Here is an 18,014-nt window from a genome sequence, read left to right as displayed (position 1 = left end):
CGCCCCTCTCCCTCCCTGCCGTCCCCGTCCGCCGGCCCCCCCCCCCCCCGGGCCCGCCCCGCCCCCCCGCGGCTCGACACGAGGAGACAGCCTTGCCCGACTGGAGATCCCGGGCGCGCTCGCTCGCCCTTGCCGCCGTAGCCGCCCTCGGCGTGGTGGCGCCGGTCACCGCGAGCCCGGCGCGGGCCCGGCCGCTCGCGCTCGTGCAGTGCCAGGGGACCGAGTCCGTCGCCTACAACCCCGGAGTGCTCTTCCAGCCCCGCGACTTCGAGATCACCACCGCCGGCCGGTTCACCTCCTGCCTGGGCGGAGGCGATGTGACGAGCGGATCGTACGACGAGCGGTTCACCATCCTCGCCGGCTGCAACGACCTCTTCGACGGCTTCACGGCCGCGCGGACCATCACCTGGAACACCGGGGAGGCCAGCGTCATCGAGGGCACCGGCAGCAGCACCGGTGTGGCCGGGCAGGTCGTCACCACGTTCACCGGCACCGTCACCTCGGGTCCGTTCACCGGCCGGTCCGCGGTGCAGCTCATCGCCCTCCCCCAGCCGAACCTGCTGATGTGCCTCACCACCGGCCTCACCGGAGCGACGGGGGTGACGACGCTGACCATCACCTGAGGCCCCGCCGCGCTGGGCACGCCCCGTCCCGGTCCCCACCGGGGCGGGGTTTCCCTGTCCGGGGAGGGCCTCCCCGCGGACCGTACGGCACCGGCCGGGGGGAAAAGCCGGTGCGGGCCGCCGGCGCCGCTGACAAACTCCCCGGCATGGCTACACCGGAACCGAAGACGGACCTCCACCGCTATCTGCAGACCGCCCGCGACGCCCTGTTGTGGAAGCTCGACGGGCTCTCCGATTATCAGATCCGCCGCCCGCTGACCCCGACCGGCACCAATCTGCTGGGACTCGTCAAACACCTCGCCGGGGTCGAAGTGGGCTACTTCGGCGACACGTTCGGGCGGCCGTTCGGCGAACGGCTGGAGTGGATGGAGGACGACGCGGAAGACAACGCGGACATGTGGGCGACCGCGGACGAGTCGCGCGACCACATCGTCGGGTTGTACCGCCGGGTCTGGCAGCACTCCGACACCACCATCGCCACGCTGGCGCTCGACGCGACCGGTCATGTCCCGTGGTGGCCGGACGAACGGAGCACGGCGACGCTGCACCAGATCCTGGTGCACGTGATCGCGGAGACCAACCGGCACGCCGGTCACGCCGACATCGTCAGGGAACTCATCGACGGCACCGCCGGGATGCGGAACGGGAACCTCAACCTGCCCCACGGCGATCAGGCGTGGTGGGAGGGCTACCGCAACCGTCTGGAGCAGACGGCGCGGGAAGCCGGCGAAGGCTGATCACGGGCGGGGGCGAACCCGCCGTGAGCACGGCCGCGGCGGGTCCCCCGCGACCTGGTACCCGGCCGGCGGTGTGCGCCGGCGCTCGGCCGCGATACCGCTCGCGCTTCCGCGTGATCCTCTTGAGGTCCACGCCGCCGGGTCATGCGGTGGCGAGGACCGTCACCGGGTCGCCGACTCGGATCTCGCCGTAGTCGCGGGGGATGAAGCGGACACCGAACCAGGTCCTGCCGTCCCAGTGGCGGTGGCGGGCCAGTGTGCGCAGGGGTTCCTTGCCCTTCTCCAGGGTGGTGGGGTCGTAGGTGGGCACGGCGCAGCGGTCGCACAGTTCGGACATGCGGAAGCGGAGGGCGCCGATGCGGATCTCACGCCAGGTGTCCTCGGCGTAAGGGGCGAAGCCGTCCACGACGAGGCTGGGGCGGAAGCGGGCCATGTCGAGAGGGGCGGGGACCTCCTCCTGCCGTTCGAGTGCGCCCTCGGCGATCCAGTCGTCGAGCCGGCGAAGGGAGGAACGGGAGGCGAGCAGGAAGGGGGCGTCCCCGGCGAAGCTGACGACGTCGCCGGGGAGGCCGCCGTGGGAGGCCGGGACGGAGCAGCGGCGGGGGTCGTCGAGCCAGACGAGGTGGGCGGGCTTCCCCAACAGGCGGCTGAACCAGGCGTTGGCCTCGGGATTGGCGAGGACCGCCGTGTCGAGTTCCACGAAGTGGACGGGGACGTGCCGGCCGGTGGCCGGGGGGACCTTCAGCTGCGGCAGGCCGGGGGCATCGAGCAGCAGGCCGCCCTCGGCGGTGGGGGTGGCCACGACGGACAGCAGCCGCGGGTTCTCCCCGACCCAGTGAAGGTTGCCCGACTCGTCCACCACGGCCCAGCGGCGATCCCCCGCCAGCCCCCACGGCTCCACGACCGCCGAGTCAACAATCCACCCAGAAACCGACTTCACCGGATATCTACGGATCTCGGCCAGCTCCACGCCGTCAGCGTACGTCCGGCGAGGACTCCTCGAAAGCCTGGAACTCCTACATTTCGACAGAGACCACAAACTAGTAGACACTGTCTACCGATTCTTGGTAGACACTGTCTATGGACGATGCGGGTTCTTTGCGGGAGCGGCTCGTGGAGGTGGGGGTGCAGCTCGTGCTGACCGAGGGCACCGCCGCGCTGGGACTGCGGGAGATCGCCCGCCGGGCCGGGGTGTCGCACGGGGCTCCGCGCCGGTACTTCCCCACGCACCACTCTCTGCTGTCGGCCATCGCCCGCCGGGGCTTCGCCGACCTCGAGGCGCGGTTCGCCGCGGCGATGGCCGGGCTGACCGCACCGCGCGAACAGCTCCAGGTGTTCGCGCGGGAGTACGTCGGCTACGCGCTGGAGTGCCGGGGCATGTTCGAGCTGATGTTCCGCCACGAGCTGCTCGACAGCGACCGGCACGGCGCGGACGGGCCGAGGCTGCGCGAGTCCACACTCCCGCTGTTCGAGCGCCTGACCACGCTGGTCGCCCGGTGCCGGGAACAACAGCGCGAGAAACAGCGCCGGGACGCCGGCCCCCCGGAGGACCCCGCGGTGACCGCCGCCGCCTTCTGGGCGAACCTGCACGGGATCGCCCAGTTGTGGACGTGGGGCAGCCTGCAGCTCGTCCTCGGCGCCGGCGGCCCGCCCGGCGCGGAACGCCTCGACCGGCTGGTCGCCGAGGCGCTGGACGCCCATCTCGGGCCCGTCGCCTCATGACCGCGCGCAGCCACCTGGCGCTGGTGGTCAGCGCCGCAGCCGCGATGATCGTCGCACTGGACGGCACGGTGCTGGTCGTGGCGCAGCCGAGCCTGCGGCGCGACCTCGCCGCGAGCGTCACCCAGGTGCAGTGGACCAGCACCGGTTACATGGTCGCGGTGGCCGCGCTGCTCGTCATCGCGGGCAGGCTCGGCGACCGGTACGGCCATCGGCGCCTGCTGGTCGCCGGTGTGCTCGGTTTCGCGGCCGCCTCGGCCGGCATCGCGCTCGCGCCGACCGCCGGCTGGGTGATCGGCCTTCGGGTCGTCCAGGGCGTTTTCGGCGCGCTCGTTCAGCCGGCGACGCTCGCGCTGCTGCGGCTCGCGTATCCGGCCGACCGGCTCGGCACGGCGATCGCCGTACGCACCAGCGCCATCGGCGTGGCCGGCGCGGCCGGGCCGGTCCTGGGCGGCGTCGTCGTGGCGGAGCTCGGCTGGCGCACCGTCTTCGTGCTCAACATCCCGGCCGCCGTCCTGATCGCCGCGCTCACCCTCGCCGTACGGGCACCCGCACCCGAACGGCCCGCGCACTCGCGCCTGGACCTGACCGGCGCGGCGCTGCTCGCGGGCACGCTCGCGATGGGCGTGCACACGCTGGCGGGCGTGCCCGTCCACGGCTGGGCCGCGGCGCCGACGCTGCTCGGGCTACTCGCCGTCGCGGGCCTGGCCGCCGTGTTCGTCGCGCACGAGCGCCGCGCGGCGCATCCGATCGTGCCCGCCGCGGTCGTCCGGTCGATGCCGGTGGCCGCGTCGTTGCTGCTCCTGCTGGCCGTCACGAGCGGGGTGTTCGGCGCGCTGTTCGCCGCCACCTTCGTGCTGCAGGAACGGCTCGGGCTCGATCCGCTCACGACGGGTCTACGGCTGCTTCCGGTCACGGTGGTCATGGTCCTCGGCGCGCCCGCGGCGGCCGCCGCCCTGCGCCGGTACGGCCCGCGCCGTACGGCGGTCACCGGGACCGCTCTGGCCGTCGTGGGCGTCGCGGGCGGGTCCGGGCTCGGCGCCGGCGGCCCCTGGGCGGCCACCGGCGTCGCGTTCGCCCTCGTGGGGGCGGGATTCGCGGCCGTGATGGTCACCGCTACCGGGACCGTCGTCGGCGACGCCCCGGCCGGGTACGCCGGAGTCGTCGGCGGGCTCAAGCAGACCGTGATGAACATCGGCCCCAGCCTGGGCATCGCGGTGGCCGCCGGGGCGACGGCCCTCGACGCGCCCGTCGCGGCGGGCGCGCCGGGGTCCGGCCTCACGCTGCCGGTCATGGCGGGGCTCGCCGCCCTCGGCCTGTTGCCGGCCGCGCTCCTGCCCGCCGGGCCCGCCCCGCGCTCCTCCCCCGAACCGGCCGGAGCGGCAGGAGACGCGCCCGCTTCCTGAAGGCGGCGGCCCGGCAACGCGGGTGCCCCTCAGCCCGGCCGTGGCGCGGTCCATCGGACCAGGAACGACTCCGCCCCGGCGACCCGTACGCGTTGCAGGTGCACGGGCGTGAGGCCGTGACGGATGCCCAGCGGCACCTCGCCGACGCCGGGCAGCAGGACCACGGCGGTCCCGCCGGGCGCGAGCACGCGGCGCATCTCCGCCCACCAGCGTCCGGCGGACGCGGCGAGCAGACCGCCCGGGGCCACCTGACCACCCCAGGGCGGGTTCGCCAGCACGCGGTGGGCGACGCCGTCCGGCACCGGCAGGCGGCCGGCGTCGGCCCGGGTCACGGCGACGGGCAGCCCCGCGGCGTTCTCCCTCGCCGCCGCCACCGCCCGTCCGGCCAGGTCGAATCCGCAGGCGCGGATGCCCGGCCGTTGCCGCGCCGCCTCCACCAGCAGGGTGCCGGCGCCGCAGCAGGGATCGAGGACCGTGTCACCGGATTCGATGCCGGCCATGGCCACCATGGCGGCGGCGAGCGGGGGATGCAGGGTCCCCGGGACGGACCGCCGCTTGTAGGCCCGCCGGTGCAGCGGGCGCTCGGCGACGCGCAGCAGCAGCGTGGCCTGCTCCCCGTCGAGGGTGACCCGCCAGCCGCCGTGACCCGGCGGCGGCGCGCCACCGCGCCGCGAGTGGTAGCCGACCCCCAACCGGGCGGCCAGAACCTGCCCGACCGCGTCCTCCACGTCGTACCGCGTGAAGTTGCGCCTGCCCAGGAACGACGCCGACACCTCGACGCCGGTGAGCGCGCCGGGGCCGCCGTGGTCGCGGCGCAGCCGCGTCAGGGCGGCGAGGTCGGCGGCGGCGGCGAGCTCCGCCAGCGCGGCGACCCCCGTGCGCGACGGGCCGATGTCGGCGCCCCGCGCGGCCAGCAGGAACACGTCGTCCGCCGTACGCAGGCCCAGTACGAGACCGCGCGACGCGGGCGGCCGCGCCGCGCGGAAGTGCACCTCGCGATGCCCGATGTGAGTGATCATGCCGAGCCCGTGCCGCAGTATCTCGGCGGCGACCGTCGGCTCCAGCCCGTGGACGCACCGCGCCACCAGACTCGCCGCCGTCATGGGACGGTGGGAGCGCTGGGACGCGGAGCGGGGAAAGTGACAGCGCGAACGCGCATCGTGATCGTTGTTCTCCCGCGTCGGCCCGGGACGGCACGTCGCCGTCCCGCCTCGTCGGCGACGGGCAGGGCCTCGCTTCGCCGACGGCGGCTAGCGGAGGTGGAAGAAGAACGTGAACGTCACGGTCGCGATCCTAGGACCGCGCGAACCCCTCGATCAACGTCTTTGCTCGGGCCCCGCCCCGCCCCGTGCCGCTGGGCGGGCGCTCTGGTGTAGGGTGCCGGTCACGGCGGCGACGACACGAGGAGGTGAGCCCCATTACCGCTGAACAGGTCGGGTGCTCCCCTCTCCCCGCACGTCCGGTCGCGTAGAGGCAGGCGACCACGGGAGCGCCCTCGGCACACCGGAAGGTTCTCCCTTGTCACTGTCCCTCTCCCCCGCTTTCTCCTCGGTCGTGGCCCGGTTGCGGGCCGCGGGGTGCGTTTTCGCCGAAGACGAGGCCCGTCTGCTGGTCTCCGCCGCGCGTACGCCCGCCGAGCTCGACGACATGGTGGACCGGCGCGTCCGCGGCCTGCCATTGGAGCACGTCATCGGGTGGGCCGAGTTCTGCGGTCTGCGGCTGGCCGTCGACCCGGGGGTCTTCGTGCCCCGGCCGCGCACCGAGTTCCTGGTCCGCCAGGCCGCCGCGCTCGCCCGGCCGGGCGCCGTCGTCGTCGACCTGTGCTGCGGCTCGGGTGCGATGGGCGCGGCGCTGGCGGCCGTCGCCGGGCCGGTCGAGCTGCACGCCGTGGACGTCGACCCCGCCGCCGTACGCTGTGCCCGCCGCAACCTCGCCCCGGCGGGCGGCAGGGTGGCCGGCACCGTGTACGAGGGCGACCTCTACGCGGCCCTGCCCACCGCGCTGCGCGGCCGGGTGGACGTCCTGGTCGCCAGCCCGCCGTACGTGCCGACCGGCGCGATCGGGCTGCTGCCGCCGGAGGCGCGCGTGCACGAACCGCAGGTCGCGCTCGACGGCGGCGCGGACGGGCTCGACGTCGTACGGCGGGTCGTCGCCGGGGCGGCCGGCTGGCTCGCGCCGGGCGGCCACCTGCTGGTGGAGACGAGCGAGAGCCAGGCGGAGCAGACCGCCGAGGCCGTCGCCCGTGCCGGGCTGGCCGCCCGGCTGACACACGACGACGAGCTGGACGCGACCGCCGTGATCGGCACCTGGCCGGGCGGCGCGCGCACATGACGGCCGTGGGGATAATCGGTTGATCCACTTCGGGGCCCTCGTCCGGGGCGTCGGGGAGCAGAGGAGCGCATTCCGTGACAGAAACGACGTCTTTGCTGCTGGAACGCCTGCACGCGGCCGGCCTGACCGACGTCGTCGCGGTCGAGCCGGCCACCGGAGGCCTCGCCGCGACCGCGGGGCTCGCGCGCCGCGGTGACGGCACGCCGGTGTTCGTCAAGGCGTTCGGCGAGCCGCCGTCGGACGACGCCTTCGCGGCGGAGGCCGAAGGGCTGACCGTGCTGCGCGAGGCCGGCGGCGTCGCCACGCCCGAGATCATCCTGGCCGACCGCGACCTGCTCGTGCTGTCCACGCTGCGGCCCCGGCCGGGCACCGAGGCCTTCTGGGTGCGGCTGGCGCATGCGCTCGCCCGCCTGCACACCACCACTCGGCACCCCCGGTTCGGCTGGCGCCGGAACAACTGGCTGGGCCGTCGCCGGCAGGTCAACACCTGGAACGACGACGGGTTCGCGTTCTTCGCCCAGCACCGTCTGCTGCGCTGGCTCGGTGAGCCCCGCGTCCGGGAGGCGCTCGACACCGCGGACCGGGTGGCGCTGGAGCGGCTGTGCGACCGGCTGCCCGAGCTGCTGCCGGTCAGGCCCGCATGCCTGACGCACGGCGACCTGTGGGCGCAGAACGTCATGGCCACCCCCGATGGGCGGCCCGCGCTGATCGACCCGGCCGTGTCGTACATGTGGGCCGAGGTCGACCTGGCCCACCTCTGGACGACGGCGCCGCCGCCCGAGGCGCACGTGTTCTTCGAGCTGTACGCCGAGCTGACCGGGCTCGACCGCGACTGGCGCGAACGCATGCCGATCATCCAGCTACGCCAGCATTTGGCCGTGATCGCCCAGTTCGACCCCGACTGGGGTGCCGCCGACCTCGTGCGCGCCACCCTCGCCCCGTTCCGCAAGCGGCCGTGAGATCAGCTGAAACCGGCCGAGGGCATCGGCCGGTTTCCGGGAGGAGATAAACCGGTTGATCGGCTCCCGGGGCTCTCGTCTATCGTCGGGCCGTGCTTTCCGACGTGCGGCTTCCGCCGGCCGAGTCCCAGGAGCAGTTCGTGGCCGTCCGGCGGGACGAGTCCCGTCTCGGCCCGGCCGTCTCCGCCCTGCTGAGACATCTCGGGCTCGGCGGCGAACCCGTGGAGCGCTTCGCCGGCGGGTCGCTGCCGGTCTACGCCGTGGGCGACCGGCACGTGCTCAAGCTCTACCCCGAGGTCTACCTGCCCGAGGAGTACGACACGGAGCTGACCGTCCTGCGGGCCGTCGAGGGACGCCTGCCGATCGCGACGCCGCGGGTGCTGGAGGCGGAGCATCTCGACGGCTGGAGCTACATCCTGATGACCCGCCTGCCCGGGGAGAGCCTCGCCGAGGCCTGGCCGCGCATCCCCCGCGACGACCGGGTGGAGCTCGCCGCCGCCGTGGGCGAGACGCTCGCCGCGCTCCACTCGGTGTCCTCCCCCGGCCTCGACGCGGTCGTGGGGCCGCACGACTGGGACGGCTTCCTCCGTACCCGACGGGACGCGTGCGTGGCGCACCACCGCGCCGACGGGCTGGAGGAGGCCTGGCTGGCGCAGATCCCGGACTTCCTCGACAGCGTCGAGCTCACGCCGTCCGCGCCGGTGCTGCTGCACACGGAGGTGATGCGCGAGCACCTGATGGTCGTGCGCGACGGCGACGGCTGGCGGCTGTCGGGCCTGTTCGACTTCGAACCGGCGATGCGGGGCGCGCGGGAGTACGAGTTCGCGTCGGTGGGGCTGTTCCTGTCCTGCGGCGAGGGCGGGATCCTGCGCCGCCTGCTCCTCGCGTACGGCTACCGCGACCGCGACCTGGGCGAGGAACTGAGCAGGCGGCTGCTGGCCTATGCCCTGCTGCACCGGTACAGCAGCCTCGCCTGGTATCTGACCCGGTTGCCCGCGCCGCCGCGGCCCACCCTCGACCTCCTGGCCACGCACTGGTGGGCCCTGTAGGGCCGCACGTCCCGCCGCGCTACCGGCAGGCCCCGCCGCCCGGAGTGCAGAACCGCACCTCGGGGTAGCGTGGCGACGGCCCGTCCAGCAGGGACTGCGGCCGGTGCCGCAGGTGCCGGTCGAGGAAGGCACGGACGTACGCGCGGGTGATCTCTGCGGAGCGGGCCGCGGTCAGGTCGCCGGGGACGGCGAGGCCGAGAGCGCCCGCCAGGAGCGGCACGTCGGTGAAGGACTGGTGGTCCGCGCCGGGCAGGACGAGCCAGCGTTTCCAGCCGGTAAGGAGCCTCCAGTCGCGGTCCCAGGAGTTGTCGCGGCCCGCGGGCAGGTGACCGGCCGAGCCCATGAACAGGAACGGCCGCGACAGTCCGCTCTTCGGGATCCGGGCGTAGGTGGTGCCGTCCATGTCGATTCCAGCGTCTATCCGGGAGTCCTTCACCATGGCCGCCAGGGCGCCGGCTCCGCCGATCGATTGGCCGGCCACCGCGATCTCGGACGGGTCGATCAGGGAGGAGCCCTCCCACGTCCCGCCTAGCCCGGTCAGCCGGTCGATCACGAAGGAGACGTCGGCCGCGCGGACCCCGGCCACCTTCGTGCCGAAACCGGGGTCGGTGTCGCTGTCGCACGCGACGCATTCGGCGACCCGCCCGCCGGGAAAGGTCGTCGCGTAGTTCTCGTAGGTGTGGTCGACGCCGGCCACCACATATCCCCTGCTGGCCAGCTCCTCGGCCAGCGCCGTGAGCGTGCCGCGAGGCATGGTGAACCCGGGGGACAGCACCACCAGGGGCAGGCCGCCGGTGCGCCCGGCCGGTTCCGCGTCTTCGACGGCGTTGGTGCGGGTGCGGCTCAGCACGTCGTACGGCACGCCGGTCACCTTCTTGCCCCTCAGCGTGAGCTCGGACTCCTTCGCGGTCATGTAGGGGGCCCGCCGCCCCTCCCCCGGCCGAGCCGGGTACCACACGGTGACCATGAGCTCCCTGACCTTCACTTCGGGCACCCAGGGGTCGGAGCGGGAGGTGTCCTTCAGATACAGGGTGGTCGCGCCGACCGGCCGGGGACCGGTGGGCGCGGGCAGTGCGGCGGGACCGGTGGGCGCGGCCCCCGGGGCGGTGGCGGGGGCGGCGACGGTCCTGGGCGGGGCCGGCGCGACGCAGGCGGCCGCGGCCAGGACGACCAGCCCGGCGACCGCCAGGTGCTTGACGGCATGACTCATGGAGCGGCCCGTCCTTTCTCGGCGACCCGTCGGATCGTCAGTGGTGCAGCAAGGTCAGCGCCTCGGCCAGCGCGGGGTCGCGCCCGGCGGCGGCGTCCTTCGGGGTCAGCGGCACGTAGTGGTCGGGCGCCACACCGACCCGGTCGATCACCTCACGGTTGGGCGCCAAGTGGTGCTTCGACGGGAACGCCAGGATGGTGTTGTCGCCGAGGAGGTACGCCTGCGCCGGGCCCGAGACGGCGCCCGCGGTCCGCGTCCCGACCAGCCGGCCGAGACGAAGGTCCTTGACGGCGGAGCTGAAGTGTTCGCAGGCCGAGGCGCAGCCGTGGTCGGTGAGCACCACCAGCGGCAGGCCGAGCAGCGCGACGCCGTCGTCGGTCCGCATGGGGTCGCACGTGCCGTCCGCCGCGCACAGGTAGGCCGTGACCCGGTCGTGGGCGAACCCGCTCAGCAGCCGGTTCGCCTCGGCGGGGCTGCCGCCGCCGTTGCCGCGCAGGTCGAGCACGAGGCCGGTGAGCGTGCGGCCCGCGCCCAGCCTGGAGACCGCCCGGAAGACCCGGTCCGCGGAGTCGGGCGCGAAACCGCTCAGCCGTACGTAGGCGATGCGGTCGCGCAGCAGCTTCGGTGTGACCACTGGCAGGGTGGCCGGGTCGGGCTGGTACAGGCCCGGTTTCAACGTGACCGTCCGGCGCCGGCCGCTCGTCTGCCGCATCACCTGGACCCGGACCGGCCGGGCTTGCGGGTATCGCGGATACAGCGCGGCGACGGCGGCCGGAACGGCCTGCCCTCCGATGTAGGGCGCCGATCCGTCGATCGACTCGATGACGTCGCCGGGGCGCAACCCGGCGGCCTTCGCCGCTCCGCCGAGGACGGCGGTGACGAACAGCGGCGGCGGGGCGGTCCCGGGGTCCGCGGCCGGGCCGAGGCTGACGCGCAGGCCCAGGCCGTACTGGTCGCCGTCGTAGAAGTCGGGGGGCCGCCCGCCGCCGTGCGTCCAGCGGGCGTGGTCGTCGCCCAGAGCGGCCACGATCGCCTGCAGGGTGGCGGCGGCGAGCTTCCCCCGCAGGTCCGCGTCGTCCGGCAGCTTCGCGATGACCCGCCGGTAGGCCGTCTCGAACGCGTCCCAGTCGGCGCGGCGGTCACCGGTCAGCGCCGGCATGGTGGCCTCGGGCAGGTCGCGCCCGCCGCGGTCGAGCTCCCGGGCGAAGGCGGCGAATCCCGCGGTCAGCAGTGCGCGGGCGTCGAGCGTGGCCCCGCCGTAGTAGCCGGCGAGGATGCAGAAGTACGCCTGCTCGACGACGTCGATCGTGGTGGGCGTCTCCGGGGGCGCAGGCCCCTGGGGCTCGGCGCAGACGGATCTCGCGCCCGCGGCCGCCGTGCCGGGCTGGGAACGCGGCGGCGTCGTGGTGCAGGCGGCCGCCAGGAGGAGCGCGAGTCCGGCCGCCATCGGCTTGGCGGTCATGACAGGCGCCTGCGGATCCACCGGAAGCAGAGCCCGGTCAGCCCGGCGGCGAGGAGCGCGTAGATCGCGGTCTCGATCCACTGGAGCGGCCAGAAACGGCCGAACGGCTGGTAGGTCGCCTGCTGCCGGTAGCCCAGCCGGTTGATCTCGGCGAGGCAGGCGTCCATGCCGCCTCCCGCCTGTCGCGCCTGTTCGGACGGCGCGCAGGGCCCCGACGTCACCGACACCCGGACCACGGCGCCGGCGGCGCCGGAGCCGATCGCGCGTCCGGACGGATCGACCAGGCGGCTGGACAGGACCCAGGCGCCCGTGTGGCCGGGGATCGCCGAATCCAGGATCACTCGCGGGAATCGCTCGTCGCGGGACATGTTGAAGGAGTCCACGTTCTCCGGACCGAGCTCGAAGGACGAGCTGACCGGCGGCAGCAGATGAGGCCGGACCACCAGCGGCACGGCGATCTGCACCGCGGCGAAGACGGCCAGGGTGACGGCCATCGCGGGCACGGTACGGCGGATGAGCATGCCCGTGGTCACCCCGAGCACGAAGGCGAATGCCGCGTACGCCATGGGAACGACGCCGCGCGCGCCGAACACCAGGGGATCCATCAGCGTGAAGCCCGGGGCGGCGGACTTGTCCAGGGGGCCGGACCACCAGGTCACCGCGAGGCTGCACAGTCCGGCGGCGGCGACGGCGGCCAGGCCGGTGAACGCGAGCTTGACCGCCAGCCAGCGGGTGCGGGTGATGCTCTGGTTCCACACGAGCAGGTGCGTGCCGGCCTCCAGTTCCCGGCTGACGAGCGGCGCCCCCCAGAAGAGACCGGCCAGGGCCGGAAAGATCAGCACGATGACGGTGACGGCCGTGAACGGCGTCTGGTAGTCGTCGAAGAACCGGTCGAAGAAGCGCGCGCAGTCGCCGTCCCGGGTGCACGCGGTGATCCCGGCGGAGTAGCCGGAGGCCAGGCCGGGGCCGGTCAGCACCAGGGCGGCGGCGAGCGCGACGAGCGCGGCGACCGTCGTCGCGGCCGCGCCGCGGAACTGTCGCCAGGTCAGCCAGATCATCGCTCGACCTCCAGGACCGATCTGAGGGGGGCGGGGGCGGGCTGGTCCATGTAGGCCAGGACGAGGTCTTCCAGGGTGACCTGGCTGACGCTCCAGGCGGGGTCGTGGATCGGGGCGCCGGTGCGGATGATGTACGTGCTCTGCCGGTCGGTGTGACTGGCGGACACGACATGCCGGCCGGCGGGCAGGCGGCCGGGGTCGCGGCGCGGGCCGGTGAGCCGATGGTGGGTGGCCAGCAGTTCCTCGGTCTCCCCCGCCACCTGCACGCGCGAGCCGGCCAGCACGATCAGGTAGTCGCAGGTCCTTTCCAGGTCGGCGACCAGATGGGAGGAGAGCACGACGCTGAGCCCGTGCTCGGCGACGGCCTCCATCAGGCCCTGCAGGAACTCGCGGCGGGCCAGCGGGTCGAGCGCGGCGACCGGCTCGTCCAGGATCAGCAGCTCGGGCCGTTTGGCCAGGCCCAGGGTGAGGGCCAGCTGGGCGCGCTGCCCGCCCGACAGCTTGCCCGCCCGGCGCCGTGGATCGAGACCGAGCCGTGTGATCCGATCTCGGGCGAGCGCGGCGTCCCAGCCGGGATTGAGCCGGCCGCCCAGCCGCAGATGGTCGCCGACGCTCAGGCCCGCGTAGACGGGGGCGTCCTGGGCGACGAATCCGATCCGGGCCAGTTGCGCCGAATCTCCCGTGGGACGGCCGCCGAGCACGGTGATGCTTCCCGAGGTCGGCGTCAGCTGCCCGGCGGCCAGCTTGAGCAGGGTGGTCTTGCCGGCGCCGTTGGGGCCCACCAGCCCGACGACATGGCCGGCCGGGATGTCGACGCCGCAGTCGCGCAGCGCCCATCGCTTGCCGTACTTCTTGCCCAGGTCGCGGGCCTGCAGGACAGCGGTCACGCGATGTCCTCCTGAGCGGCGGTCCGGAAGGTGGTCATGAACAGGGCCTCGATGCTCTCGTCGTCGAGGCCGGCCAGACGCGCCTTGGCGAGCCAGCGGCGCAGGTCCTGCCGCAGCCGGCCGTGCGCCGCCAGCGAGGCGTCCGCCAGGGTCCTGGTCACGAACGTCCCGACGCCCGGCCGGGCGGCCACCAGGCCCTCGTGCTCGAGCTCCCGGTAGGCCTTGAGCACGGTGTTGGGGTTGATCGCCAACCGCGCCACCACGTCCTTGACGGTGGGAAGCTGATCGCCTTCACGCAGCAGGCCCAGCCGCAGCGCGTGCCGCACCTGCTGGACGAGCTGCAGGTACGGCGAGAGACCGGACCTGCCGTCCAGGTAGAACTCGATCACCACAACCTCTATTCATCTAGGTTCCTAGCACTTTAGGAGTCTAGTTGTTAAGAGGCCGTAAGGATCAGCGGATCAGGCGTGTGTCAGGGGGCGCCGGCGACGTAGTCGTGCAGACGGGCGGAGCCTTCGAGCATGGCGACGGCCGTGGCGGCGAGGGCGGCCCGGCGTTCGGCCAGCGCCGCGCGCAGCGCCTCGGTGCTGCCGGTGCGGCGCAGGCCGTCGAGCACGTCGCCGATCCGCGACAGCGGATACCGGCCCTGCCGCAACATGTGGACCATGCGGGCGTCGCGGACCTCGGCCGGGCCGTACCACCGGTAGCCGGTGCCGGGCTCGCGCTGTGGGGTGAGCAGCCCGGCCTCCTCCCACACGCGCAGCGCCGAGGCGCGTACGCCGAGGAGCGCGGCCACCTCCCCGATCCGCAGGGGGGACTGCGGGGTCACCGCGCCGCCGGGATCCTGCCCGGCCACCGCTTCGAGCGCCTCCCCCGTCGCCCGCAGGGCCAGCCGCTGCTGGTGCAGCGCGGCGTGGCAGGCGTCGACGAGGGCGAGCGCGCCCGCCAGGTCGCCGTCGTGGACGGCCAGCATGATCGAACGGGCGGCCTCCCAGCCGTACCCCTTGGCCAGCGCCCGGTAGGCGAGCAGGGCGTCGCGGTGCCGCGTGTCGAACCTGCGGTAGCCGGCCGCCGTCCGCTCGGCGGGCGGGAGGATGCCCGCGTCGGCGTAGTTGCGGATCTGCTGGGTGGAGACCCCCGCCTCCCGTGCCAGGTCGACCGGGCGCAGTGCCCTGCGGCTCATCGGGCCCGCCCCGCGCCGGCTGCTTTCACTATGGTTGAGACTCCGCCTCGCATCGGCTCATGGTAGCCGCATGCGAGTCTCAAGTGATCCCCGTCAGGTGACGGCCTTGCGCACGGCGTAGACGACGGCGCCGGCGGCGAGCACGGCGGCCCCGGAGACCACCGAGGACAGGGGCAGGGCGAAGGCCAGGACCAGGCAGCCGGCCAGGCCGAGGACGGGCACCGCCCGCGGCGGCCGTCCCTCGCCGGGCCCGAGGGTCCAGGCGGCGGCGTTGGCGATGGCGTAGTAGACCAGCACGCCGAAGGAGGAGAACCCGATCGCGCCGCGCAGGTCCGCGGTCGCGGCCAGGACCGCCACGACCGCGCCGACGGCCACCTCGGCGTGGTGGGGCACCCGGAACCGGGGATGGACGGCGGCCAGGACGTGCGGCAGGTGCCGGTCGCGGGCCATGGCCAGCGTGGTGCGGGACACCCCGAGGATCAGCGCGAGCAGCGAGCCGGTCGCGGCGACCGCGGCGCCCGCGCGTACGACCTGGGCCAGGCCGGGATGACCGGCCTCCCGCGCGACGGCGGCCAGAGGGGCGACCGCGTCCGCCAGTCCCGTACCGCCCAGCACGGCGAGCGCGGACACCGCGACCGCCGCGTAGACGACCAGGGTGAGCCCGAGCGCGAGCGGGATCGCGCGGGGAATGGTCCGCGCGGGGTCGCGCACCTCCTCACCGAGGGTGGCGATGCGCGCGTAACCGGCGAAGGCGAAGAAGAGCAGGCCCGCCGCCTGCAGCACCCCGCCGGCGGTGACGCCGGCCCCGGCGCGCAGCTGCCCCGGGTCCGCCGCGCCGGAGGACAGGCCCGTCACCACCACGGCGGCCAGCACCGCGACGACCACCCCGACGATGACCCGGGTGAGCCAGGCGCTCTTGTGAATCCCGGCGTAGTTCACCGCGGTCAGCGCCACCACGGCGGCCACCGCCACCAGATGGGCCCGCTCCGGCCACACGTAGGCGCCCACGGTCAGCGCCATCGCCGCGCACGAGGCGGTCTTGCCGGTGACGAACGCCCACCCCGCCAGGTAGCCCCAGAACTCTCCCAGCCGCTCCCGTCCGTACACGTAGGTGCCGCCGGAGGCGGGGTGGCGCGCGGCCAGCCGGGCCGAGGAGGTCGCGTTGCAGTAGGCGACGACAGCCGCCAGGGCCAGCCCGAGCAGCAGCCCGGACCCCGCCGCGCGCGCCGCGGGCGCCAGGGCGGCGAAGATCCCCGCTCCGATCATCGAGCCCAGCCCGATGACCACGGCGTCGGGCAGGCCCAGCCGCCGCTCCAGCGGCCCCTGCCCGGAGCCGGCCGGCGTGCCCGTCATGCCGACCTCCGATGTCGAGGACCCTGCGGCTGTCGAGGGGCCTGCGGCTGTCGAGGGGCCTGGGGCTTCAGGGCCACAGGCGGTGACGCGTCCAGGCGCCATCCGCGCGCGTGTAGCGCAGGCGGGTATGCCGGCGGTCGCGGTCTGCCTGCCAGAATTCGACGTCGTCGGCGCGGACGCCGTAGACGGTCCATTCCGGCGCGACCACCTCGGGGTCGGCCTCGATCCGCGCGTGCGCCGCGCGGAGGGCGGCTTCGAGGTCGGACGGATCGTCCAGGACCTGCGACTGGCGGCCGGTCAGGGCGTCGGCGCGGGCTCCGGGGGAACGCGCGAGGAAGTCGGCGGCGCCGCGCCCGGCGTCCGCCGGGACGGCCGCGCCCCGCACCCGGATCTGGCGGCCCTGCTCGGGCCAGTAGAAGCTGAGCGCGGCGTACGGCGTGGCGGCCAGCTCCCGGCCTTTGCGGCTGCCCGCGCCGGTCGCGAAATACCAGGTGCCGTCCGCGTCGAGGTCCTTGCAGATCAGCACGCGGGACGAAGGCCGCCCGCCGGCGTCGGCGGTCGCCAGCGCCATGGCGTGCGGTTCCCGCACGCCGGCCTCGACGGCCGAGGTCAGCCATTCCACGAACAACGCGACCGGATCGGCCGGCGCGGCGCCGACGTCGAACCCCGGCAGTTCGGTGTCGAAGACCGGAAGCCCCCGCAACAGATCACGGATCGAACCCGCCGGGCCGCTCTCCCCCACGTCCATTCCTCCACCTCGCCACGCGACGAATCCATGGCTATTCCATCAAATGCGTTTGATGTATCGTCCGGGGCATGGCGTCGTCGAGTCAAGCCGCCCCGACGTTCGTGCGCCTGGCCGCGCACCCGCTGCGCTGGCGGCTGCTGACCGAGCTCGCCGCGGGCGACCTGCGGGTCCGCGAGCTCACGGCGCTGGCCGGAGCGCCGCAGAACCTGGTCTCCTACCATCTGCGGCTGCTGCGCGCCGGCGGCCTGGTCACCGCCACCCGCAGCAGCCACGACGGCCGCGACAGCTATTACCGGCTCGACCTGGACCGATGCGCACAGGCCCTGGCCGCCGCCGGGGCCGCCCTGCACCCCGCCCTACATCCGGCGCTGCGCGGCGTCCCCGCGCCGCCGGAGCACCAGCCGCGGTGGCCCCGGCTCTCGGTGCTGTTCGCCTGCACGGGGAACAGCGCCCGCTCACCGATCGCCGAAGCCCTGCTGCGCCGCCACACCTCCGGCCTCGTCACCGTGACCAGCGCCGGCAGCCGGCCCCGGCCGCAGATGCATCCGCAGGCCGTACGGGTGCTGCGCGAGCGCCACGGCATCGACATCGCCGGCCGGCGGCCCCGCCACCTGGACACGCTGCGCGGCCGCCGGTTCGACTACGTCATCACCCTCTGCGACAAGGTCCGCGAAACCTGCCCCGAATTCGGCGACGACGCGCGGCGGATCCACTGGAGCACCCCCGACCCGGCCGCGGCCGACCGGCCCGAACCGGACAGCCACGCCGCGTTCGGCCGGACCGCGGCGGACATCGACACACGCATCCGCCATCTGCTCCCCGTCCTGGCCGACACCGTCATGGCCACCAATGTCCTGGCCAACACTCCGGAGGCTCCCCGATGACCGTGACCGACCGCTACGCCTGCGTCCGCTACGTCGTCGACGACGTCCAGGCGGCCGTCGACTTCTACACCACCCATCTCGGCTTCACCCTCAACGGCAGCGCCGCGCCCGCCTTCGCCGACGTGGTACGCGGGCCGCTGCGGCTGCTGCTGTCCGGGCCCGCCAGCTCCGGCGCCCGCGCCACCCCCGCCGACGTCTCCGGCGCGGGCCGCAACCGCATCCACCTCGTCGTCGACGACCTGGACGCCGAGATCGCCCGGCTCCGCGCCGCGGGCCTGTCGTTCCGCGGGGAAGTGGTCGCAGGCCCCGGCGGGCGGCAGATCCTGCTCCCCGACCCCGCCGGCAACCTCGTCGAACTGTTCCAGCCCCGTTCCTGACCCGGCCCCGCCGGGAATCGACCGGCGG

The 18,014-nt window shown here is 74.3% G+C and carries 19 protein-coding genes; 9 read left to right on the top strand and 10 right to left on the bottom strand.

Annotated elements, in window-relative coordinates:
* The first annotated feature begins 92 nt into the window (after positions 1-92).
* Entirely contained in the window at positions 93-623 is a 531-nt protein-coding gene (locus ACWEQG_RS26680) for a hypothetical protein (protein ID WP_452288731.1), read from the top strand.
* A gap of 146 nt (positions 624-769) precedes the next feature.
* Positions 770-1,360, top strand: coding sequence for a DinB family protein (locus ACWEQG_RS26675; protein ID WP_452288729.1), 591 nt, complete (start codon positions 770-772; stop codon positions 1,358-1,360).
* 142 nt (positions 1,361-1,502) lie between these two features.
* Here the strand turns inward: ACWEQG_RS26675 and ACWEQG_RS26670 are convergent, their stop codons facing one another.
* Positions 1,503-2,330: an MOSC domain-containing protein gene (locus ACWEQG_RS26670; protein WP_452288727.1), complete on the bottom strand. Its 828-nt coding sequence runs from the start codon at positions 2,328-2,330 to the stop codon at positions 1,503-1,505.
* A 110-nt stretch (positions 2,331-2,440) separates the two neighbouring features.
* Between ACWEQG_RS26670 and ACWEQG_RS26665 the strand changes: the two genes are divergently transcribed.
* Both ACWEQG_RS26665 and ACWEQG_RS26660 read left to right on the top strand, forming a co-directional pair.
* Complete coding sequence (locus ACWEQG_RS26665) at positions 2,441-3,082, top strand: TetR/AcrR family transcriptional regulator (RefSeq protein WP_452288726.1); 642 nt, start codon at positions 2,441-2,443, stop codon at positions 3,080-3,082.
* Complete coding sequence (locus ACWEQG_RS26660; RefSeq protein WP_452288724.1) at positions 3,079-4,485, top strand: MFS transporter; 1,407 nt, start codon at positions 3,079-3,081, stop codon at positions 4,483-4,485. Before ACWEQG_RS26665 ends, ACWEQG_RS26660 begins: the two co-directional genes overlap by 4 nt.
* 29 nt (positions 4,486-4,514) lie before the next feature.
* Here the strand turns inward: ACWEQG_RS26660 and ACWEQG_RS26655 are convergent, their stop codons facing one another.
* Positions 4,515-5,588 (bottom strand): TRM11 family SAM-dependent methyltransferase, encoded by a 1,074-nt coding sequence (locus ACWEQG_RS26655; protein WP_452288722.1) that lies wholly within the window; start codon positions 5,586-5,588, stop codon positions 4,515-4,517.
* 415 nt (positions 5,589-6,003) lie between these two features.
* Between ACWEQG_RS26655 and ACWEQG_RS26650 the strand changes: the two genes are divergently transcribed.
* From ACWEQG_RS26650 to ACWEQG_RS26640, 3 genes are all read left to right on the top strand, one after another.
* The gene (locus ACWEQG_RS26650; protein ID WP_452288720.1) at positions 6,004-6,816 is read left to right on the top strand and encodes a putative protein N(5)-glutamine methyltransferase; all 813 of its coding nucleotides are present in this window, start codon (positions 6,004-6,006) and stop codon (positions 6,814-6,816) included.
* A 74-nt stretch (positions 6,817-6,890) separates the two neighbouring features.
* The gene (locus ACWEQG_RS26645) at positions 6,891-7,775 is read left to right on the top strand and encodes a fructosamine kinase family protein (protein WP_452288718.1); all 885 of its coding nucleotides are present in this window, start codon (positions 6,891-6,893) and stop codon (positions 7,773-7,775) included.
* A gap of 92 nt (positions 7,776-7,867) precedes the next feature.
* Positions 7,868-8,824 carry a phosphotransferase family protein gene (locus ACWEQG_RS26640; protein ID WP_452288716.1) on the top strand — a complete coding sequence of 319 codons (957 nt, stop codon included), beginning with the start codon at positions 7,868-7,870 and terminating at the stop codon, positions 8,822-8,824.
* A 19-nt stretch (positions 8,825-8,843) separates the two neighbouring features.
* Here ACWEQG_RS26640 and ACWEQG_RS26635 read toward each other — a convergent pair whose 3' ends face one another.
* The 8 genes from ACWEQG_RS26635 to ACWEQG_RS26600 all read right to left on the bottom strand — a co-directional run bounded on the left by ACWEQG_RS26635 (position 8,844) and on the right by ACWEQG_RS26600 (position 16,725).
* Positions 8,844-10,034, bottom strand: a complete 1,191-nt coding sequence (locus tag ACWEQG_RS26635) for an alpha/beta hydrolase family protein (protein ID WP_452288714.1) — start codon at positions 10,032-10,034, stop codon at positions 8,844-8,846.
* 37 nt (positions 10,035-10,071) lie between these two features.
* Positions 10,072-11,496 (bottom strand): S41 family peptidase, encoded by a 1,425-nt coding sequence (locus ACWEQG_RS26630; RefSeq protein WP_452288712.1) that lies wholly within the window; start codon positions 11,494-11,496, stop codon positions 10,072-10,074.
* A complete protein-coding gene (locus tag ACWEQG_RS26625) occupies positions 11,493-12,554 on the bottom strand; it encodes an ABC transporter permease (RefSeq protein WP_452288710.1) in 1,062 nt (353 codons plus the stop codon). Before ACWEQG_RS26625 ends, ACWEQG_RS26630 begins: the two co-directional genes overlap by 4 nt.
* Positions 12,551-13,441, bottom strand: coding sequence for an ABC transporter ATP-binding protein (locus ACWEQG_RS26620; protein WP_452288708.1), 891 nt, complete (start codon positions 13,439-13,441; stop codon positions 12,551-12,553). Before ACWEQG_RS26620 ends, ACWEQG_RS26625 begins: the two co-directional genes overlap by 4 nt.
* Positions 13,438-13,830 (bottom strand): GntR family transcriptional regulator, encoded by a 393-nt coding sequence (locus ACWEQG_RS26615; RefSeq protein WP_452288706.1) that lies wholly within the window; start codon positions 13,828-13,830, stop codon positions 13,438-13,440. The genes ACWEQG_RS26620 and ACWEQG_RS26615 overlap by 4 nt, the downstream gene beginning before the upstream one ends.
* A gap of 83 nt (positions 13,831-13,913) precedes the next feature.
* On the bottom strand, positions 13,914-14,624 hold the full coding sequence (locus tag ACWEQG_RS26610) for a MerR family transcriptional regulator (protein WP_452288704.1): 711 nt from the start codon (positions 14,622-14,624) through the stop codon (positions 13,914-13,916).
* Positions 14,625-14,717: 93 nt separating this feature from the next.
* A complete protein-coding gene (locus ACWEQG_RS26605; protein ID WP_452288702.1) occupies positions 14,718-15,977 on the bottom strand; it encodes an APC family permease in 1,260 nt (419 codons plus the stop codon).
* 67 nt (positions 15,978-16,044) lie between these two features.
* Positions 16,045-16,725 (bottom strand): pyridoxine/pyridoxamine 5'-phosphate oxidase, encoded by a 681-nt coding sequence (locus ACWEQG_RS26600; RefSeq protein ID WP_452288700.1) that lies wholly within the window; start codon positions 16,723-16,725, stop codon positions 16,045-16,047.
* A gap of 68 nt (positions 16,726-16,793) precedes the next feature.
* Between ACWEQG_RS26600 and ACWEQG_RS26595 the strand changes: the two genes are divergently transcribed.
* The gene (locus ACWEQG_RS26595) at positions 16,794-17,609 is read left to right on the top strand and encodes an arsenate reductase/protein-tyrosine-phosphatase family protein (protein ID WP_452288699.1); all 816 of its coding nucleotides are present in this window, start codon (positions 16,794-16,796) and stop codon (positions 17,607-17,609) included.
* A complete protein-coding gene (locus ACWEQG_RS26590) occupies positions 17,606-17,986 on the top strand; it encodes a VOC family protein (protein ID WP_452288697.1) in 381 nt (126 codons plus the stop codon). Before ACWEQG_RS26595 ends, ACWEQG_RS26590 begins: the two co-directional genes overlap by 4 nt.
* Positions 17,987-18,014 lie beyond the last annotated feature (28 nt).

Source organism: Microbispora sp. NPDC004025 (assembly GCF_053604425.1).
The sequence above is the reverse complement of the archived record's forward strand: the minus strand, read 5'-3'. Positions and strand labels throughout refer to the sequence as shown.

Excerpts from the sequence above, each read along its gene's own strand:
- ACWEQG_RS26610 (WP_452288704.1), bottom strand. The coding sequence starts at position 14,624 with ATGAGCCGCAGGGCACTGCGCCCGGTCGACCTGGCACGGGAGGCGGGG.
- ACWEQG_RS26605 (WP_452288702.1), bottom strand. The coding sequence starts at position 15,977 with ATGACGGGCACGCCGGCCGGCTCCGGGCAGGGGCCGCTGGAGCGGCGG.
- ACWEQG_RS26630 (WP_452288712.1), bottom strand. The coding sequence starts at position 11,496 with ATGACCGCCAAGCCGATGGCGGCCGGACTCGCGCTCCTCCTGGCGGCC.
- ACWEQG_RS26625 (WP_452288710.1), bottom strand. The coding sequence starts at position 12,554 with ATGATCTGGCTGACCTGGCGACAGTTCCGCGGCGCGGCCGCGACGACG.
- ACWEQG_RS26660 (WP_452288724.1), top strand. The coding sequence starts at position 3,079 with ATGACCGCGCGCAGCCACCTGGCGCTGGTGGTCAGCGCCGCAGCCGCG.
- ACWEQG_RS26635 (WP_452288714.1), bottom strand. The coding sequence starts at position 10,034 with ATGAGTCATGCCGTCAAGCACCTGGCGGTCGCCGGGCTGGTCGTCCTG.
- ACWEQG_RS26590 (WP_452288697.1), top strand. The coding sequence starts at position 17,606 with ATGACCGTGACCGACCGCTACGCCTGCGTCCGCTACGTCGTCGACGAC.
- ACWEQG_RS26655 (WP_452288722.1), bottom strand. The coding sequence starts at position 5,588 with ATGACGGCGGCGAGTCTGGTGGCGCGGTGCGTCCACGGGCTGGAGCCG.
- ACWEQG_RS26675 (WP_452288729.1), top strand. The coding sequence starts at position 770 with ATGGCTACACCGGAACCGAAGACGGACCTCCACCGCTATCTGCAGACC.
- ACWEQG_RS26600 (WP_452288700.1), bottom strand. The coding sequence starts at position 16,725 with ATGGACGTGGGGGAGAGCGGCCCGGCGGGTTCGATCCGTGATCTGTTG.
- ACWEQG_RS26595 (WP_452288699.1), top strand. The coding sequence starts at position 16,794 with ATGGCGTCGTCGAGTCAAGCCGCCCCGACGTTCGTGCGCCTGGCCGCG.
- ACWEQG_RS26665 (WP_452288726.1), top strand. The coding sequence starts at position 2,441 with ATGGACGATGCGGGTTCTTTGCGGGAGCGGCTCGTGGAGGTGGGGGTG.